General features: G+C 65.2%; 15 protein-coding genes and 1 pseudogene. 9 read left to right on the forward strand and 7 right to left on the reverse strand.

What is annotated here, in order from left to right; genetic code table 11:
• Window positions 1-5: 5 nt before the first annotated feature.
• Window positions 6-554 carry a TetR/AcrR family transcriptional regulator gene (locus tag HAP41_RS07555; RefSeq protein WP_166103921.1) on the reverse strand — a complete coding sequence of 183 codons (549 nt, stop codon included), beginning with the start codon at window positions 552-554 and terminating at the stop codon, window positions 6-8.
• A 111-nt stretch (window positions 555-665) separates the two neighbouring features.
• Here HAP41_RS07555 and HAP41_RS07560 point away from each other — a divergent pair, with 111 nt between their 5' ends.
• The 3 genes and pseudogenes from HAP41_RS07560 to HAP41_RS07570 all read left to right on the forward strand — a co-directional run bounded on the left by HAP41_RS07560 (window position 666) and on the right by HAP41_RS07570 (window position 2,325).
• On the forward strand, window positions 666-1,091 hold the full coding sequence (locus HAP41_RS07560; RefSeq protein WP_166103918.1) for an acyl-CoA thioesterase: 426 nt from the start codon (window positions 666-668) through the stop codon (window positions 1,089-1,091).
• 3 nt (window positions 1,092-1,094) lie between these two features.
• Window positions 1,095-1,567: pseudogene (locus HAP41_RS07565) on the forward strand (PaaI family thioesterase).
• Between the two features lie 98 nt (window positions 1,568-1,665).
• Window positions 1,666-2,325: a DsbA family protein gene (locus HAP41_RS07570; protein WP_166103915.1), complete on the forward strand. Its 660-nt coding sequence runs from the start codon at window positions 1,666-1,668 to the stop codon at window positions 2,323-2,325.
• Window positions 2,326-2,403: 78 nt separating this feature from the next.
• Here the strand turns inward: HAP41_RS07570 and HAP41_RS07575 are convergent, their stop codons facing one another.
• The 3 genes from HAP41_RS07575 to HAP41_RS07585 all read right to left on the reverse strand — a co-directional run bounded on the left by HAP41_RS07575 (window position 2,404) and on the right by HAP41_RS07585 (window position 4,764).
• A complete protein-coding gene (locus tag HAP41_RS07575) occupies window positions 2,404-2,610 on the reverse strand; it encodes a hypothetical protein (protein ID WP_085401909.1) in 207 nt (68 codons plus the stop codon).
• An 82-nt stretch (window positions 2,611-2,692) separates the two neighbouring features.
• Complete coding sequence (locus tag HAP41_RS07580; RefSeq protein WP_166103912.1) at window positions 2,693-3,763, reverse strand: carboxylesterase family protein; 1,071 nt, start codon at window positions 3,761-3,763, stop codon at window positions 2,693-2,695.
• A gap of 29 nt (window positions 3,764-3,792) precedes the next feature.
• Window positions 3,793-4,764, reverse strand: coding sequence for a S1C family serine protease (locus HAP41_RS07585; RefSeq protein WP_166103909.1), 972 nt, complete (start codon window positions 4,762-4,764; stop codon window positions 3,793-3,795).
• Between the two features lie 284 nt (window positions 4,765-5,048).
• On the opposite strand from HAP41_RS07585, the gene HAP41_RS07590 reads away from it, so the two are divergent.
• From HAP41_RS07590 to HAP41_RS07615, 6 genes are all read left to right on the forward strand, one after another.
• The gene (locus tag HAP41_RS07590) at window positions 5,049-6,467 is read left to right on the forward strand and encodes a M20 family metallopeptidase (protein WP_166103906.1); all 1,419 of its coding nucleotides are present in this window, start codon (window positions 5,049-5,051) and stop codon (window positions 6,465-6,467) included.
• A 262-nt stretch (window positions 6,468-6,729) separates the two neighbouring features.
• Window positions 6,730-8,520, forward strand: coding sequence for a peptide ABC transporter substrate-binding protein (locus tag HAP41_RS07595; protein ID WP_166103901.1), 1,791 nt, complete (start codon window positions 6,730-6,732; stop codon window positions 8,518-8,520).
• A gap of 29 nt (window positions 8,521-8,549) precedes the next feature.
• The gene (locus HAP41_RS07600; protein WP_166103899.1) at window positions 8,550-9,509 is read left to right on the forward strand and encodes an ABC transporter permease; all 960 of its coding nucleotides are present in this window, start codon (window positions 8,550-8,552) and stop codon (window positions 9,507-9,509) included.
• Window positions 9,475-10,392 (forward strand): ABC transporter permease, encoded by a 918-nt coding sequence (locus HAP41_RS07605; RefSeq protein WP_014491615.1) that lies wholly within the window; start codon window positions 9,475-9,477, stop codon window positions 10,390-10,392. The genes HAP41_RS07600 and HAP41_RS07605 overlap by 35 nt, the downstream gene beginning before the upstream one ends.
• Window positions 10,392-11,387 (forward strand): ABC transporter ATP-binding protein, encoded by a 996-nt coding sequence (locus HAP41_RS07610; RefSeq protein WP_014491616.1) that lies wholly within the window; start codon window positions 10,392-10,394, stop codon window positions 11,385-11,387. The genes HAP41_RS07605 and HAP41_RS07610 overlap by 1 nt, the downstream gene beginning before the upstream one ends.
• Window positions 11,384-12,343: an ABC transporter ATP-binding protein gene (locus HAP41_RS07615; protein WP_166103894.1), complete on the forward strand. Its 960-nt coding sequence runs from the start codon at window positions 11,384-11,386 to the stop codon at window positions 12,341-12,343. The genes HAP41_RS07610 and HAP41_RS07615 overlap by 4 nt, the downstream gene beginning before the upstream one ends.
• A 24-nt stretch (window positions 12,344-12,367) precedes the next feature.
• Here HAP41_RS07615 and HAP41_RS07620 read toward each other — a convergent pair whose 3' ends face one another.
• The 3 genes from HAP41_RS07620 to HAP41_RS07630 form a co-directional block, all read right to left on the reverse strand.
• On the reverse strand, window positions 12,368-12,991 hold the full coding sequence (locus tag HAP41_RS07620) for an HAD family hydrolase (RefSeq protein WP_224580922.1): 624 nt from the start codon (window positions 12,989-12,991) through the stop codon (window positions 12,368-12,370).
• A gap of 129 nt (window positions 12,992-13,120) precedes the next feature.
• Window positions 13,121-14,146 carry a helix-turn-helix domain-containing protein gene (locus HAP41_RS07625; RefSeq protein ID WP_166103888.1) on the reverse strand — a complete coding sequence of 342 codons (1,026 nt, stop codon included), beginning with the start codon at window positions 14,144-14,146 and terminating at the stop codon, window positions 13,121-13,123.
• A gap of 229 nt (window positions 14,147-14,375) precedes the next feature.
• On the reverse strand, window positions 14,376-16,280 hold the full coding sequence (locus HAP41_RS07630; protein ID WP_166103881.1) for a sensor domain-containing diguanylate cyclase: 1,905 nt from the start codon (window positions 16,278-16,280) through the stop codon (window positions 14,376-14,378).
• Between the last annotated feature and the right edge of the window lie 18 nt (window positions 16,281-16,298).

Genomic DNA, 16,298 nt, shown 5'->3' on the forward strand with positions numbered 1-16,298 from the left:
GGCCATTAGCCCAACAGCTTCTCGGCCGACTTCGCCACCAGCTGCGAGCGTTTGCGCGGACCGCGCTCGACGAACAGCAAGCTCTGGCCGAAGATGAAGCAATAGAACAGGAAGGCCTGCGCCTCGGCCGCCTCGGCCTCGAGGCCGGTCGCGCGATAGAGCTCGGCGACGTGCTTGAGCCGCGCCGCGTCCACGCTCGCGACCGCCGTGGCCGCGTTTTCGTCCGAGCGGGCCCATTGCCGGATCGCGAGCTCGATCGCCATGCCCTCCGGATTGAGCCGCTCGGAATAAAGCTGGATCACCGCCTTCAGCCGCTCGCGGGGCTCTTGTCCATCGAGGCTCGTCTGCTGCGCGATCGACGCTGCACGTCCCTCGCGCCAGCGTTCCAGCATGGCATCGAGCAGCGCGGCACGGTCGGCGAAGCGGCGGTAGAAGCCGCCCTTGGTGACGCCGAGATTCTTGGCGAGCAGCTCGACCCTGACACCCTCGACCCCCGAGCGGGCGAGCTCGGTAAACCCTGCCTCGACCCAGACATCGCCCTTGCCGTCGTTCATGAAGGAAGCCTCACCGGTTCTTGATACGGTACCGTATTGCTAACGCGCGGAGGCGCTGATACGCTACCGTATCAATGATCAGAGGGCGGAAAAACGGCAGGAGGAATTGCGATGCAGGAGGCGACCTATCGCGGCACGGTCTATCCGTGGCAGTGCGATCATGTCGGCCACATGAACATCATGTGGTATGTCGGAAAATTCGACGAGGCCAACTGGAATCTGTTCGCCCGCCTCGGGCTGACGCCGAGCTATCTGCGCTCTTCCGGCCGCGGCATGGCCGCCGTCCAGCAGAACATCACCTACAGGCGGGAGCTGCTCGCCGGCGACATCGTCGAGATCCGCAGCCATTTGCTGGAGGTCCGCGACAAGTCGATCCGCTTCCGGCACGACATGACCAATGCCGAGACCGGCGAGATCGCCGCGTTCTGCGACATCACCGGCGTGCACATGGACCGCAGCCAGCGGAAGTCGGCGCCGTTCACGGATGCGATCCGCGCGGTCGCTCTGCAACATCTTGCCGAGCCGGCCGAGGTTTGAGCCATGGCCGCGTTCGAGCCGAAAAATCCGGGCTATCGCGCTGCCGCCATTGCCATGTTCGACGGCCAGCCGGCGATGCGCACGCTCGGCATCGTGATCGTCCGCCTCGCGCCGGGCGAGGTCGAACTGGCCATGCTGCATTCGGCGGCCTTCACGCAGCAGAACGGTTTTATCCATGCCGGCATCATCACGGCAGGCCTCGACAATGCCTGCGGCGTCGCCGCCTTCACCTGATGCCGCGCGAGACCGACATCCTGACTGTCGAGTTCAAGACCTCGCTGCTGGCACCCGCCCGCGGCACGCGCTTCGTCTTCAAGGCCGAGGTGGTCAAGCCCGGCCGCACGCTCACCTTCTGCGAGGCCCGGGCCTTTGCCGAGCATGAGGGCAATACCACGCTGATCGCCGCCATGACCGGGACGCTGATGGCGATGTTGCCTCGCGCGGCGGCGGCTTCGCCAGCGCCGATCCGCGCATAGCATGGCGATGACATCGCGCCCGCAACGCTCTATATGACGCGTAACAGTTCCCGGTTGCGAACCGTATTTGCAGCGATGGGACCGAAACGGGACGAGATATGGCTGGATTCAGGAACAAGGGCCTCGTGGCGACGCGGCGTGCGGCGCTGACGCTGATCGGGGCGGGTGCCCTTGCGGCAGGTCGGATCACCTCTGCGCGCGCGGCCGCCGCCGATGACGAGGTGCTGACCGAAGCCAAGGTGCTGCGCGACCCCGAAGTTCCCGTGGCCGGTAATCCCGACGGCAACATCAGCATCATCGAATGGTCCGACTACAATTGTCCCTATTGCCGCAAGCTCGAGCCGGAGCTGCGTCAGGTGGTCCAGGACGACGGCAAGGTCAGGCTGGTGATGAAGGATTGGCCGATCCTCGGGCCGGTCTCGGTCACCGCGGCGCGGATCGCGCTCGCGGCAAAATTCCAGGACAAATACCATCAGGCGCATGACGCCATGATGGGTGTCAGCTCGCGCCTGACAGAGCCGCGCATCAACGAGCTGCTCGCGGCCGCCGGCGTCGACATGGACCGCCTGAAGCGCGATCTCACCGACCGTGCCAAGGACATCGACGCCGTCCTCAAGCGCAACAACGAGCAGGCCGAAGCCTTCGGCTTCAGTGGTACCCCCTCCTTCATCGTCGGCAAGTACCGCGTGCCGGGCGTGCTCAGCATGACCGAGTTCGAGCAGGTCATCGCCGATGCCCGCAAGGCCAAGATGAACTGACGCGAGCACATCGATCGCCGTCAACGCAAAGGCGCCGCCGCGGACCCGCGACGGCGCCTTGTTCGTGATATCGCGTCGTTACTTCGACGAGATGCGGACCCAGTCCTTGTGCGCGCGATCGCGCAGCGCATCCCAATCGGCCTTGGCGACGTCCCAGTTCACGATGGTGCGATTGGACGTCGCGACCTCGCCATTGGCGACCGACGACGTCTGCATGGAGTCATAGACGTACACGCCGCAACCGAGCAGCAGCGCGCCCAAAATCATTCCGAAAAACGTCTGCATCTGCGAACCTCCGGTGACGGGCGATAACGTCGGCCCGGAGTGATGGTTCCGCGGCAGTACGGCGCAGATAAGGACGACCCGTTCATCCGCGGTTCAGCCACTCCAGCAGCTCTGCGTTGATCTCGCGCGGATAGGTGTGGCTGAGGTCGTCGATCTCGTGATAGATGACGTCGGCGCCGGCAGCGGAAAGGGCCGCCTGCGTCTGGCGCGCGGTCTGTACCGGAAACATCCAGTCGAGCTTGCCGTGGGTGATGAAGATCGGCAGCCCCTGCAGGCGCACGGCGTCCGCCATCTCCGCCATCAGCGGATGGAAGGTCGCCGACACCGGCGCGAGATGCGTGAAGGGCGAGGCGCCGTCGAGCCCGGTGACGTAGCAGAAGGTGCCGCCGTCACTCATGCCGGTCAGCAGCAGGCGCGCGCCGTCGATGGTCCAGCGGCTGCGCACCGTGTCGAGGATGCGCATGAGGTTCGGCGTGTCGCTATCGTCGCCCATCAGCGCCCATGTCGGGCCGGTCGCGGTCGGCGCCACGAGGATCGCGCCAAGGCTGCGGGCGTCGCGGAGCCAGCTCCAGAGGAAACCGCGGCCGTTGCCGCTGCCGCCATGCAGCGCCATCACCAGCGGCATGGCGCGCTCCGGCGAATAATATTCTGGCACATAGACCGAGAAACCGCCGCGGCTGCCGGGCTCGTTGTGGTCGTGGAAGATGCCGGTGTGTTCGCCTGCGCCGGCTTCCAGCCGCGTCAGCGGATCGTCATTCTCGCGATTGGCGGCGTTGAGGAAGAAGCTGCTGACCGGCGGAAATTGGGTCGACAGCGGATACAGCGCCTCCTGTGCACGAGGCAGATGGCGCAGCGCGCGGAAGACCGCGACGAGATCGCCATTGCCGCGCTCGACCTCGCGTATGCCGGCAAAGGCGGCGAGCGTCTCGTTGCAGGCGCGGTCGAGCCGCTCGCGCAGCCCGGTGAACTGCTCGGGCCAGGCGCCGATCGCAGCGTGCGCCGCCTGCAGCGCCGCGTCGGGCGCGCCGATCGCATTCATCACCGAGGCAAAGGCCGGCGGATGCAGATTCCGGGTGAAGAAGCCGAGTGCTTCCAGCGCGTTGAGCAGCGGCGGCAGCACGGTCACGATGTCGTCAACGACGGCCTCGGTCATCGCCGCTTCCTTGCGTCAGTTCGGTGGTGTCAGTGCAGCTTCGGCGCTTTCAGCAGCTTGAAGCGGTCGGTCGACGTCACCGTGACGTCGAAGGTGACACCTTCATGATGCACCGTCAGCGGCACGTCGACGCCGGCGGCGCCGAGCGCCCACATCTTCTTGTAGAAGGCGGTCTGGCTCGTCACCTCCTCGCCGTCCACTGCAAGGATGACATCGCCGGTCTTCAGCTCCGCGCGCGCGGCTGGGCCATTGGTGGAGATCCCGATCACCACCAAGCGGTTGTCAATTTCGGTCGAATAGAGCCCGAGCCAGGGCCGCGACGGCTTGTTGACGCGGCCGAATTTGCGCAGATCGTCGAGCACCGGCTTCAACAGGTCGATAGGCACGACCATGTTGACGTGCTCGGCCTTGCCTTCGCGTTCGCGCTCGAGCTGCAGCGAGCCGATGCCGATCAGCTCCCCGCGCTCGTTGAGCAGCGCCGTGCCGCCCCAGTTCGGATGCGCGGGATAGGTGAACACGGCCTCGTCCAGCAGATATTCCCAATAGCCGGCGAATTCCTGCTTGGCCACGATCTGGCTCGCGACCGAGCGCGTGCGCCCGCCGGCGCCGCCGACCACGACGCGGTCGCCGACCCTTGTTTTCGCCGAGTTGCCGAGCGGCAAGGGTTCGACGTCGAGCTGGCCGAGCGCCTGCACGAGGCCGAAGCCGGTGACGGAATCGAAACCGAGCGCATGCCCCTCGACGACGCGCCCGTCGGCGAGATGCAGCCACACCGATTCCGCCTCGGTAATGAGGTAGCCGATGGTCAGCACCAGCCCGTTGTCGATCACGACGCCGTTGCCGGCGCGTTCGGTGCCCAGCGTTTCGGCACTGAAGGCGTCGGGCGGGATGATGGCGTGCAGGCCGACGACGGACGCCAGCGAGCGGTCGAGATCGAAACCGTAATCGCTCGCGCGCGGCTGATTGGCCGGCGGCACTCTCCATTCGGTCAGGGCGGGCATGGAGTTCTCCTGGCTGAGAGCATTGCTCCGCCTTGGCCGGCGGAACGACGCGCGAAGCACTCATAATTTAGGCTGGAGGAGGCCGTCTTGAAAGCCTCGTTCCCAACTATTCCGGAGATCGCCGCGTGAAATCTTCGACAGGCACAGGACGCCCGCACAGGTGGCAAGCGGCCGCGCGATCCAGCACCGGCCGCATGGCTGCTGTCCCGCGACGTGCTAGGCGGGGTGCAATGAAGCTGCTAACCATTGCCGCTTCGTTTGACCAAGAGATCACGGACCGAAGCATGGATAATCGCAGCGACATCTGGCGTGGCGTCGACACGATCAAGGCGCGTTTCATCGACCTCAGCGACAGGGTCTGGGGCATGCCCGAGGTGTGCTACACCGAGGCGCGGTCCGCCGCCGAGCATCTCGCCGAGCTGCGCCACCAGGGTTTCCGTATCACCGAGAACGTCGCGGGCATCCCGACCGCGGTGATGGGCGAGTGGGGTGAGGGCGGTCCAGTCATTGCCTTCATGGGTGAATATGACGCGTTGCCGGGCCTTAGCCAGGAGGCCGGCGTCGCCGAGCACCGTCCGGTCGAGACCGGCGGCCACGGCCACGGTTGCGGCCACAATCTGCTTGGTTCCGCAGCGCTGCTCGCCGCGACCGCGATGAAGGACTGGCTCGCCGAGAACAAGGTGCCCGGCCGCGTTCGCTATTATGGCTGCCCGGCGGAAGAGGGCGGCGCAGCCAAGGCCTTCATGGTGCGCTCGGGCGCGTTTGAAGACGCCGACATCGCCATCACCTGGCATCCGCACAGCTTCTGGGAAGTCGCGGTAACGCCGTCGCTCGCCAACACGCGTGCGGATTTCATCTTCACCGGCCGCACCTCGCATGCGGCGGCCTCGCCGCATCTCGGCCGCTCCGCGCTCGACGCGGTGGAGCTGATGAATGTCGGCGTGAACTACATGCGCGAGCACATGCCGAGCGACGCGCGCGTGCATTATGCCCTGCTCGACACCGGTGGCATCGCTCCCAACGTGGTGCAGGCGCATGCGCGCGTGCGCTATTCGATCCGCGCCCGCGATCTGCCCGGCATGAACGAGCTGGTCGGACGCGTCAGCAAGATCGCAGAAGGCGCAGCGTTGATGACCGAGACCAAGGTCGAGATGAAGATCATCTCCGCGGTCTCCAACATCCTGCCGAATACGCCGCTGGAGCAAGCCTTGCACCGGGTGATGGAAGAGCTGGGGCCGCCGCATTTCGACGACGCCGACAAGGGCTTTGCCAGCCAGATCCGCGCCACGTTGAGCGACAAGGACATCGCGTCGGTCTATTACGCGATCGGCATGGAGCCGACCGATCGGCCGCTGGCCGACTTCCTGGTGCCGCTCGATGCCAAGCGCAACCCGCTGGTCGGCTCGACCGACGTCGGCGACGTGAGCTGGGTGGTGCCGACCGTGCAGGTTCACGCACCCACAGTTGCAATCGGCACGCCGTTCCACACCTGGCAGGTGGTGGCGCAGGGCAAGAGCGGACACGCCCATAAGGCCATGGTGCAGGCGGCCAAGGCGATGGCCGGGATCGGCATCAAGGCGTTGACGGATCCGGAGCTGATCAAGGCCGCGAAAGCGGACTTGCAGAAGCGGACCGCCAAGACAACTTATGTCTGTCCGCTGCCGGACCACGTCGCGCCGCCGCTGACCATGTCCGTGGCGTAGAATTTCGCCTCGATACTTCGTCTGATGCCGAGAACAAATTTTCCGCAGTGCAACGTGGATTCCGGCGCGATTTAGCGCCGGATTGCCGAACGCTTGGGCTGCGGAACAGAGTTTTGCCCAACAGACAGCCAGAACACCGTTTGCATACACATGGTCGCAGTTGACGCGCGGCCTATTCGGTGTGCCATCTACCGCCAGCAAAAACCCGGTGGCCGCGGTTGCGGCTGCCTGCATCCATACGGGAACCAGACGGGGGACAACCATGCTGGATAAAGAACTGCGTTCGATGATCGGTGACGTGAAGGACGGCCGGATGGACCGCCGTGCCTTCATCATGCGTATGGCCGCGGTCGGCCTCACCGCACCCCTCGCCAACCAGATCCTCGCGCTCGGCGGCGTCGCCATGGCGGAAGGTGCCCAGACCTACAAGCCGACCAAGCGCGGCGGCGGCGGTGCGCTGAAGCTGCTGTGGTGGCAGGGGCCGACCCTGCTCAATCCGCATTTCGCCACCGGCACCAAGGACCAGGACGGCGCGCGCCTGTTCTACGAGCCCCTCGCTTGTTGGGATCCCGACGGCAACATGAAGCTGGTTCTGGCGGCCGAAATTCCCTCGATCCAGAACGGCGGCCTCGCCGCCGACGGCAAGTCGGTGACCTGGAAGCTCAAACCAGGCGTCAAATGGCATGACGGCAAGCCGTTCACCGCCGATGACGTCGTGTTCAACTGGGAATACGCCAGGGATCCCGCGACCTCCGCCCTGACCATCGCGACGCTCCGCGACATCACGGTCGAGAAGGTGGATGACCTCACGGTTCGCGTCCTCTTTAACAAGCCGACGCCGTTCTGGGCCGACGCCTTTGTCGGGGCTCCCAACACCATCATCCCCAAACATTTGTTCGCCGACTACAAGGGGTCCAAATCGCGGGAAGCGCCCACCAACCTCTCGCCGGTCGGCACTGGCCCCTACAAGTTCGTCGAGTTCAAGCCGGGCGATCTCGTCCGCGGCCAGCTCAATCCCGATTACCACATGCCGAACCGGCCTTATTTCGACACGGTCGAGATGAAGGGCGGCGGCGACGCCGTCTCTGCGGCGCGCGCGGTGATCCAGACCGGCGAATATGATTTCGGATGGAACATCCAGGTCGAGGACGACGTGCTGCTGCGCCTCGAAAAGGGCGGCAAGGGCAAGACCGTTTATGCCGTGGGCGGCGACACCGAATTCATCGCGCTCAACTTCACCGATCCGAACACCGAGGTCGATGGCGAGCGCTCCTCGATGAAGACCAAGCATCCGCTGTTCTCCGATCCGGCGGTACGCAAGGCGCTGTCGATGCTGGTCGACCGCGAGTCCATCAAGAAGGCGATCTACGGCCGCGCCGGCCGCACCACCGCCAACTTCCTCAACGGTCCCGAGAAGTTCGTCTCCAAGAACACGACCTGGGAATTCAGTATCGAGAAGGCCTCGAAGCTGCTCGACGACGCCGGCTGGAAGCCCGGCGCGGATGGCATCCGCGAGAAGGACGGCAAGAAGCTGAAGCTTCTGTACCAGACCTCGATCAACGGACCGCGTCAGAAGACCCAGGCGATCGTCAAGCAGGCCTGTCAGAAGGCCGGCATCGACGTCGAGCTGAAGTCGGTGGTGGCGTCCGTGTTCTTCTCCTCCGATGTCGCCAACCCCGACACCTACGCGCATTTCTACGCCGATCTCCAGATGTTCCAGATCCCGCTGAGCCAGCCGGATCCGTCTCAGCATATGCGCCGCTATCTGTCGACCAACGTCGCCACGAAGGAGAACAAGTGGCAGGGCACGAACTTCCCGCGCTGGGTCAACAAGGACTATGACGCAGCGATCGAAGCAGCCGAAGGCGAAATGGATCCGGTCAAGCGCGCGGCGCACTATATCAAGGCCAACGACCTCATGTTCCAGGACACCGTGTTCATCCCGGCGCAGCATCGCCTAAAGGTGGAAGCGGCGGCCAACAATCTGCGTCCTATCATCAGCGGCTGGGCCAACGAAACCGACAATCTGCACGATTGGTACCGCGAGGAATGATCCCCCAGCTCTAGACGGGGTCTTTCCCTATGAGTCAGTACGTCCTGCGTCGCCTCCTGATCGCGATTCCGAGTCTTCTCGGAATCTCGGTCGTGCTGTTCGTCGTGCTGGCGCTTGCGCCAGGCGATCCGTTCTCGGAACTGGCGACGAACCCGAACGTCCCGCCCGAGGTGCAGGCCGCACTTCGGGCCAAGTTCGGCCTCGACGATCCGATCCACCTCCGTTACCTGCACTGGCTCAACGCCATGCTGCACGGCGACTGGGGTTTCTCCTTCGTCAGCCGGATGAATGTCGACACGCTGATCCTTCAGCGTCTGCCGGCGACGCTCTACGTGATCGGCTCGGCGCAGATCCTGGCGCTCCTGATCGCGATCCCGGTCGGGGTCTATGTGGCGACAAAGCCCTATTCGCTGTTCGACCAGATCGCCAATACGCTCGCCTTCGTCGGCTTCTCGCTGCCGACCTTCTTCACCGGCATCCTGTTCATCCTGATCTTCTCGGTCACGCTGGACTGGCTGCCTTTCGTCTATACGACCGACATCAAGGGCACCGGCATCCATTGGGTGCTGGAGATGATCCGGCAGGCGATCATGCCGGTGGCGGTGCTCGGTCTGTTTCAGGCGGCGTCGATGACGCGTTTCGTTCGCTCGGCGATGCTCGACGTGATCCGGCTCGACTATGTCACCACGGCGCGCGCCAAGGGGCTTGGGCAGGCCACGGTCATCGTCAAGCACGTCATGCGCAACGCCATGATCCCGGTCGTCACCCTGATTGCGTTGCAGATGCCGGCCGTGTTCGGCGGCGCCATCGTCACCGAGCAGATCTTCCGCATCCCCGGCATCGGCTCGCTGCTGATCTCCTCCATCCTTTCCAACGACACGCCGGTGGTGATGGCCGTTACCTTTGTCTTCGCGTGCCTCGTCGTGCTGTTCAATCTCATCGCGGACGTCCTTTATGGCTGGCTTGACCCTCGCATCTCCCTCCGCTGAGCGGCGCGTCTACTCGCCCTGGCGCGAGATGTGGCGGCGCTACAGCCGCCACAAGCTCGCCGTGGTCAGTGCGTTTCTGCTCCTCATTCTGATCCTGGCGGTGGTGGCCGGCCCCTTCGTCTGGCGGGTCAAGATCGACGACATCGATATCGTGGCGGGCATGCAGGGGCCGTCGCTGGCCCATCCGTTCGGCACCGACGATCTCGGGCAGGACATCCTGGCGCGCATGATCTATGGCGGGCGCATCTCGCTCGCGGTCGGCCTTGCCGCGATGCTGGTCTCGGTCTTTATCGGTGTCCTGATCGGCGCGCTCGCCGGCATGTCGCGCGGCGCGCTCGGCCACGGCCTGATGTGGCTCACCGATCTCTTCCTGTCCCTGCCGCAACTGCCGCTGCTGCTGCTGCTGATCTATCTCTTCCGCGACGGGTTGAAGCAGATGTTCGGTCCCGAGGGCGGCATCTTCATCCTGATCGTGCTCGTGATCGGCGGCTTGCGCTGGATGCCGGTCGCGCGGCTGGTGCGCGCACAGTTCCTGTCGATCCGCGAGAAGGAGTTCGTCGAGGCCGCCCGCGCGCTCGGCGCAAGTCCGGTGCGACAGGTGGTGCGGCACATCCTGCCCAATGCGCTCGGTCCGGTGATCATCGCCGGCACCATCGACGTCGCTGCCGCCATCATCGCGGAATCGACGCTGTCCTTCCTCGGCCTCGGCTTTCCGCCGGATACCCCGACCTGGGGCCGGCTCCTGTACGACGCCAAGGATTTCCTCGACATCGGCCCGCACTGGGCGCTGTTTCCGGGCGGCGCGATCTTCATCGCGGTGGTCGCCATCAACTTCATCGGCGACGGCCTGCGTGACGCGCTCGATGCGCGACGGGTGATCTGATGGCGCCGCTGCTGGAAATCAAAGGGCTGAAAACCCACTTCTCGACCGACGACGGCATCCTGCAGGCCGTCGACGGTGTCGACATCTCCATCAACAAGGGCGAGACGCTCTGTGTCGTCGGCGAATCCGGCTGCGGCAAGACCGTGACCGCGATGTCGATCCTGAAGCTGATCGCCATGCCGCCGGGCCGCATCGCGGCGGGCCAGATCATCTTCGAGGGCCGCGATCTCGTGCCGCTGACGAGCCGTCAGCTCGACGAGATCAGGGCCAAGGAGATCGGCTTCATCTTCCAGGAGCCGATGACCTCGCTCAATCCGGTGCTCACCATCGGCGAGCAGATCGCCGAGAGCCTGCGCCGCCATGAAGCGGTGACGAAGAAGCAGGCGCTCGAGCGCACCATCGAGATGCTGAAGCTGGTGCAGATCCCCAACGCCGAAGGCCGCGTGCACAACTATCCGCACCAGTTCTCGGGCGGCATGCGCCAGCGTGTGATGATCGCGATGGCGCTCGCCTGCAGGCCGAAGCTGATCATCGCCGACGAGCCCACCACCGCGCTCGACGTCACCATCCAGGCGCAGATCCTCGACCTCTTGCAGGACATGAAAGAGCGCTTCGGCATGGCGGTGATGCTGATCACCCACGCCATGGGCGTCGTCGCCGAGACCGCGCAGCGCGTCGTCGTGATGTATGCCGGCAAGGTGGTGGAGGAAGCGCTCGTCGACGACCTCTTCGGCAATCCCGGCCACCCCTACACCCAGGGGCTGATCCGCTCGATCCCGCGCATCGATCTCGACAGCGAGCACAAGACAAGGCTCGAAGCGATCGGCGGCTCGGTGCCGATCCTGATCAATCCGCCGGTCGGTTGCCGCTTCGCCCCGCGCTGCAAGTTTGCCATGAACGTCTGCACCGAGAAGGAGCCGCTGCTGCGCGAGATCGCGCCCGGCCACCGCATGGCCTGTCATTTGGGAGATACGCAGTTGGGAGGCACGGCATGACCGAGCCCTTGCTCCGCGTCAGCGGCCTGAAGAAATATTTCCCCGTGCACGGCGGCCTGTTGTCGCGCCAGGTCGGCAGCGTCTATGCGGTCGACGGGGTCTCGTTCTCGGTCAACCGCGGCGAGACGCTCGGCCTCGTCGGCGAATCCGGCTGCGGCAAATCCACCACTGGCCGCTGCGTGCTGCGCCTGATCGAGCCGACCGACGGCGAGGTCGTGTTCGACGGCCAGGACGTGCGCCAGCTCAGCGGCAATGATTTGCGCGCGATGCGGCGGAACATGCAGCTGGTGTTCCAGGATCCGTTCGCCTCGCTCAATCCGCGCATGACGGTCGGCGCCATCCTCGGTGAGGCCCTGATCATCCATAAGCTCGGGTCGTCGGCCAAGGAGCGCGTCGCCAGCCTGCTCGTGAAGGTCGGCCTCAAGGCCGAGCACATGCGCCGCTACCCGCACGAATTCTCGGGCGGCCAACGCCAGCGCATCGTGATCGCGCGGGCGCTCGCGGTCGAGCCGAAGCTGATCGTCTGCGACGAGCCGGTGTCCGCGCTCGACGTGTCGATCCAGGCGCAGGTGATCAATCTGCTGGAGGATCTCCAGGCGGAGCTGAACCTCACCTATCTGTTCGTCGCGCACGACCTGTCGGTGGTCGAGCACATCTCCGACCGCGTCGCCGTGATGTATCTCGGCCGGATCGTCGAGCTGGCGAAAGCGAGCGATCTCTACCGCAATCCGCAGCATCCCTACACCAGGGCGCTGTTGTCGGCGGTGCCGGTGCCCGATCCCAAGCTGAAGCGTGAACGCATTCGCCTCAAGGGCGACGTGCCGAGCCCGATGAAGCCGCCATCCGGCTGCCACTTCCACACCCGCTGCCCGATCGCCCAGCCGCGCTGCGCGGAAAGCGCACCCGAGCTGAAGGAAGGGGCGGGCGGGCACTTCGTGGCGTGCCACCTCGCCTGACGTCGCGCGAGGCGGTGCGCCCGTTCATCCGTCCCTGAGCAGGCCGTGCGCCGAAAGGGCCTGCCGGAAAGCCTCCACCGACGTGTGATGATGCGCGAAGAGGCCCGCTTCCCGCGCGCCGGCGACATTTGCCGCGAGGTCGTCGACGAACAGAACGGTCTGCGGCGTCGCCTGTAGCTCCGACAGGCAGAGGCGATAGCAGCTCGGGTCCGGCTTGGCCGCCTTGAGCCGGGCCGAAGTGTAGATGCGGGAGCCGAACAGCGGACACAATTCCGGCAGCAGCGTGTCGATATGGTCGGCGACCAGCGTGGTATTGTTGGTCAGGACGGCAACATCGATGGTCTCATGCAGGCGGTGCGCAATCTCCAGCATCGCGCGATCGGCCTTCATCGAACGGCGGCGTGCCTCCACCCACTCATCGAGCGACAGGGAATAGCCGATGCGCTCGCCAAATCCCCGCAAATAGTCGGCGGCATCGAGCGTGCCGGAGTCGCCGAGAAGCTCGAATCCGCTCTCCCAGATCGCCTTGTAGACGAACTCACTGGTGGTCCCCGCAAGCTCCGCCAGAAACGCGACGCGCCTCCCTCTGTCGTATTCGCAGAGGACATTGTCCATATCAAAGAGGACAAGCTTGATCTCGTCAGGCACGGGAACGCTCCCGGCCGGACCGAAACATCCGGCCGTGCTCGAAGTCATATCCCACTGGAACGCCGGCGACAAATCCGGGCGCAAGGGCCGAACGTTGCGATACTGGTGTCGAGCGTAGCAGCTTCATGGCTACGAGGTGCGGCGGCGGGCCAGTTGATGCAGCACCGTGTCGATGGTCGGGACCGCACCGGTTTCGCGGAGCCAATTGTCGGCCAGCTCCCTCAGTTCGCCCGGCGTCAAGCCGAACTTGCGGCGGAATGCGCGAATGAAGGTGGAATCGCTGCTGAAGCGCATGCCGACGGCGAGGTCGATCAGCCGCGTGTCCTCTGCGGACGGCGATATCAGCTGGCGGAAAGCGAGATTGAGGCGCTGCTCCCTCACGTAGTGCGAGAGCCCGCCATCCGCCTCGAACAGCCGATAGAGGGTCGCGCGCGAAATCTGGAAGTGGCGGCACAACTCGTCTGCGGTGAGCGCGTCGGTCTCGAGATTGTCCGCGATGCGGCGCTTGATCATCGCAAGATAAAGATGCCGCTCGGCGCGTTCGACTCCGGCCGCAATGTCGGCGGTCCCGCCAGCGGCCGCGGCAACGATGTCGGCGATCGCGTCGATCGTGGCCTCGGCGCTGCCCGCCTCGGGCTCGGGTGGCAGCGTAAGCGCCGCGTAATGGCTGGCAAGCAGGCGGGTATGAGGATGGTTTGACGGCAACAAGGTTGCGGTGGCCGAATCCGGATGAGCAAGCCGTGGTGCCAGCATGGCGCGTTGCAGGATGATCGCCATCAGGCGGGCACGACTGCCGCCGCCGCGCAACACGGTCCGGTTCGGCTGCGCCATGTCGATCAGGCAGATGGCGCCGGGCCCCATCGTCACCTCGCGCCGGCCCGAGCTGAACCGCATCTCGCCTTCCACACACAAGGTGATCTGAAAGTGATCCATCGCACCGCGGGCGACGTGTGCAGGCGTCCGGTCGTATTCCTGATCGGTCGCGCGCGTATCGACCAGCAACGCATTGCGGGTCATCATCGTCACGGTGGTGACATGGAAGTCGTCCTCCGTGGTGAGCGGAACGACATCGCAGATGTCGGCCGTCATGGCGCGCAACTGTCTCAGCGCGTCCACCCCGCGCCCCGGGATGTCCGCCGGCATGGTCTCGTTCACGGCCGTCTCGTCTGCATTGCCCCACGATGAGGCCCCACCGCATGGACTCGATCGTCGAAGTCCGGCGGTCCCCCAACATCGCCTCGGCATGTAGCCATTCGGAAATCAGTGCGCAAGCGATGGTGGGCGGGATTTGGCGCGCGCCGATGCGCCGCATGTGCACACCGCGTTAGCCGCGCTTGCCTGCTACGCAGGAAAGGGCGGCGTTCGCTACGTCTGGCAGGATTCGTCACGCGCTCTTCGCGGGCCAGGGCACGACCTGTCCCGACATCACCATACGGTCGCGGCCGCTGTCCTTGGCGGCGTAGAGCGCGCGGTCGGCGCCGGCGACCAGCGTGTTGCAGTCCAGCGCGGTCTGAGATGGAAGGCTTGTCGCAGCGCCGATGCTTGCCGTAACCAGCCGGGAGGGCGGATTTTGCGTATGCAGCATGGCGAGGTCGTGCAGTGCCTCGCGAATCCCTTCGCCGACTTCGGCGCAACCATCCGGACCGGTGTTCGGCAACAGAACGGCGAATTCCTCGCCGCCGTAGCGCGCCGCGAGGTTAGCCGGGCGCCTGGCCTGAGCGGACAGGATCCGGCCGAGCGCGCGCAGGCAGCCGTCGCCCGCCTGATGTCCGTAATGATCGTTGAATTTCTTGAACTGATCGACGTCGATCAACAGGAGCGAGATCTGCGTGCCGTCGCGCCGGGCGCGTGCCCATTCCTCCGCGAGGCGTTCGTCGAACGCGCGGCGGTTGGCAAGGCCGGTCAGGCCATCGGTGGTCGCGAGCGATGCGAGCTTGTCCTGCAAGTCCTTCTGCTCGGTCATGTCGCGCACGACCGCGACGACACCGTCGACTTCGCCGCTGTCGGAGGCTCGGGTCACGTGCAAGGCCGCCTCGGCCCAGATATCGCCCTTGTCGCGATGGCGCTGGCGATAGACGAACCGCGCTTCCTCGGCCTCGCCGTTCTTCAGCGATGCGATGGCCTGCTCGACCCGCTCCATGTCGTCCGCGTGGATACCGGCCACCGCCGACGTGCCGAGCAGCTCCTCGGGAGACCAGCCGATGATGCGCACGCACGAGGGAGAGACGTAGAGCAGCCGGTTATCCAGCCCGATCCGGGATACCATATCGCTGGATTGCTCGGCGAGCAGGCGGAAATGGGCTTCATTCGCGACCAGGGCCTGCGCCATTCGCTGCCGCTGCCAGAGCTGGCGGACCAGGTAGAAGCCGATCACCGCGATCAGCGCGACGAGGCCGAGCACGAAGGCCGTGCGTACGGCTGCCGCGCGCCGCCAGGGCGCCAGCACGTCGTCCTGCGACTTGCTCGCCAGCACCATCAGCGGATAGCGGCTGCTGCGCTGGTAGTAGCTCAGCCGCTGCACGCCATCGAGCGGCGACTTGAAATAGTAGACCGCCGCCGCCGGACGGCTTTTCCATTCCCTGAATAGCGGCGCATTGGAGAGGTCGCGCCCGATGAAGGCGCCGCTCTCGTCGTGGCTGCGCGCCAGCATGGTACCGGCGTCGTTGAGCAGCGATGCCGAGCCGTTCGACCCGACGTCGAAGCGCTCGTAGAATTTCGCGAAATAGGCGACGTCGATCGTGAGCAGCGCGACGCCGGCAAAGCTGCCGTCGGGGTGGTTGACCCGGCGTGACGCGGTGATGATCCACTGGCCGCCGGCGCGGCTCTTGATCGGCCGCCCGATCAGCGTGTCCTTCGCCGGGGAATCACGGTGCCGCCGGAAATATTCGCGATCGCTGTTGTTAAGCTTGGAGAAGTCGAGATGCTCGGTCGTAGCAAGCCATCGGCCGGTCTCGTCATAGACGAAGATGCCGCGGATGCGGTCCGATGATTTGCGGGTCGGCAGGTAAGTCTGGAGCTTCGCGATCGTGTCCGGGCCGGTTCCGTCGAGTTCGAGGCGATGGACCAGTCCGACCAGGATCGTATCGGCAAGCTCGAACGTGTCGTCCGCGTGCTGGACCAGGGAATGCGCGAGGTTGGCGACGTCGATCTCGGCGTTCCTGAGATCGGCGTTGTGCGTTTCCCATTCGCGCCAGACGCTCAGGCCGACGATCGCCAGGCAGATCAGCACGACGAATCCCGCCGCCCAGAGCGGAAGGCGCGTCTTGCCGAGCTCGCGGTCCGTGACCATGGCTTGCTCCAAATCGGA

The organism is Bradyrhizobium barranii subsp. apii (assembly GCF_011516635.5).
In the GTDB taxonomy this organism is placed as follows: domain Bacteria; phylum Pseudomonadota; class Alphaproteobacteria; order Rhizobiales; family Xanthobacteraceae; genus Bradyrhizobium; species Bradyrhizobium barranii.

What these genes read in the sequence shown, in the direction of transcription:
- HAP41_RS07605 (WP_014491615.1), top strand. Translation starts at nt 9,475, where the DNA reads ATGGCTGGCTTGACCCTCGCATCTCCCTCCGCTGAGCGGCGCGTCTAC.
- HAP41_RS07590 (WP_166103906.1), top strand. Translation starts at nt 5,049, where the DNA reads ATGGATAATCGCAGCGACATCTGGCGTGGCGTCGACACGATCAAGGCG.
- HAP41_RS07595 (WP_166103901.1), top strand. Translation starts at nt 6,730, where the DNA reads ATGCTGGATAAAGAACTGCGTTCGATGATCGGTGACGTGAAGGACGGC.
- HAP41_RS07585 (WP_166103909.1), bottom strand. Translation starts at nt 4,764, where the DNA reads ATGCCCGCCCTGACCGAATGGAGAGTGCCGCCGGCCAATCAGCCGCGC.
- HAP41_RS07610 (WP_014491616.1), top strand. Translation starts at nt 10,392, where the DNA reads ATGGCGCCGCTGCTGGAAATCAAAGGGCTGAAAACCCACTTCTCGACC.
- HAP41_RS07630 (WP_166103881.1), bottom strand. Translation starts at nt 16,280, where the DNA reads ATGGTCACGGACCGCGAGCTCGGCAAGACGCGCCTTCCGCTCTGGGCG.
- HAP41_RS07600 (WP_166103899.1), top strand. Translation starts at nt 8,550, where the DNA reads ATGAGTCAGTACGTCCTGCGTCGCCTCCTGATCGCGATTCCGAGTCTT.
- HAP41_RS07560 (WP_166103918.1), top strand. Translation starts at nt 666, where the DNA reads ATGCAGGAGGCGACCTATCGCGGCACGGTCTATCCGTGGCAGTGCGAT.
- HAP41_RS07575 (WP_085401909.1), bottom strand. Translation starts at nt 2,610, where the DNA reads ATGCAGACGTTTTTCGGAATGATTTTGGGCGCGCTGCTGCTCGGTTGC.
- HAP41_RS07615 (WP_166103894.1), top strand. Translation starts at nt 11,384, where the DNA reads ATGACCGAGCCCTTGCTCCGCGTCAGCGGCCTGAAGAAATATTTCCCC.
- HAP41_RS07555 (WP_166103921.1), bottom strand. Translation starts at nt 554, where the DNA reads ATGAACGACGGCAAGGGCGATGTCTGGGTCGAGGCAGGGTTTACCGAG.
- HAP41_RS07570 (WP_166103915.1), top strand. Translation starts at nt 1,666, where the DNA reads ATGGCTGGATTCAGGAACAAGGGCCTCGTGGCGACGCGGCGTGCGGCG.
- HAP41_RS07580 (WP_166103912.1), bottom strand. Translation starts at nt 3,763, where the DNA reads ATGACCGAGGCCGTCGTTGACGACATCGTGACCGTGCTGCCGCCGCTG.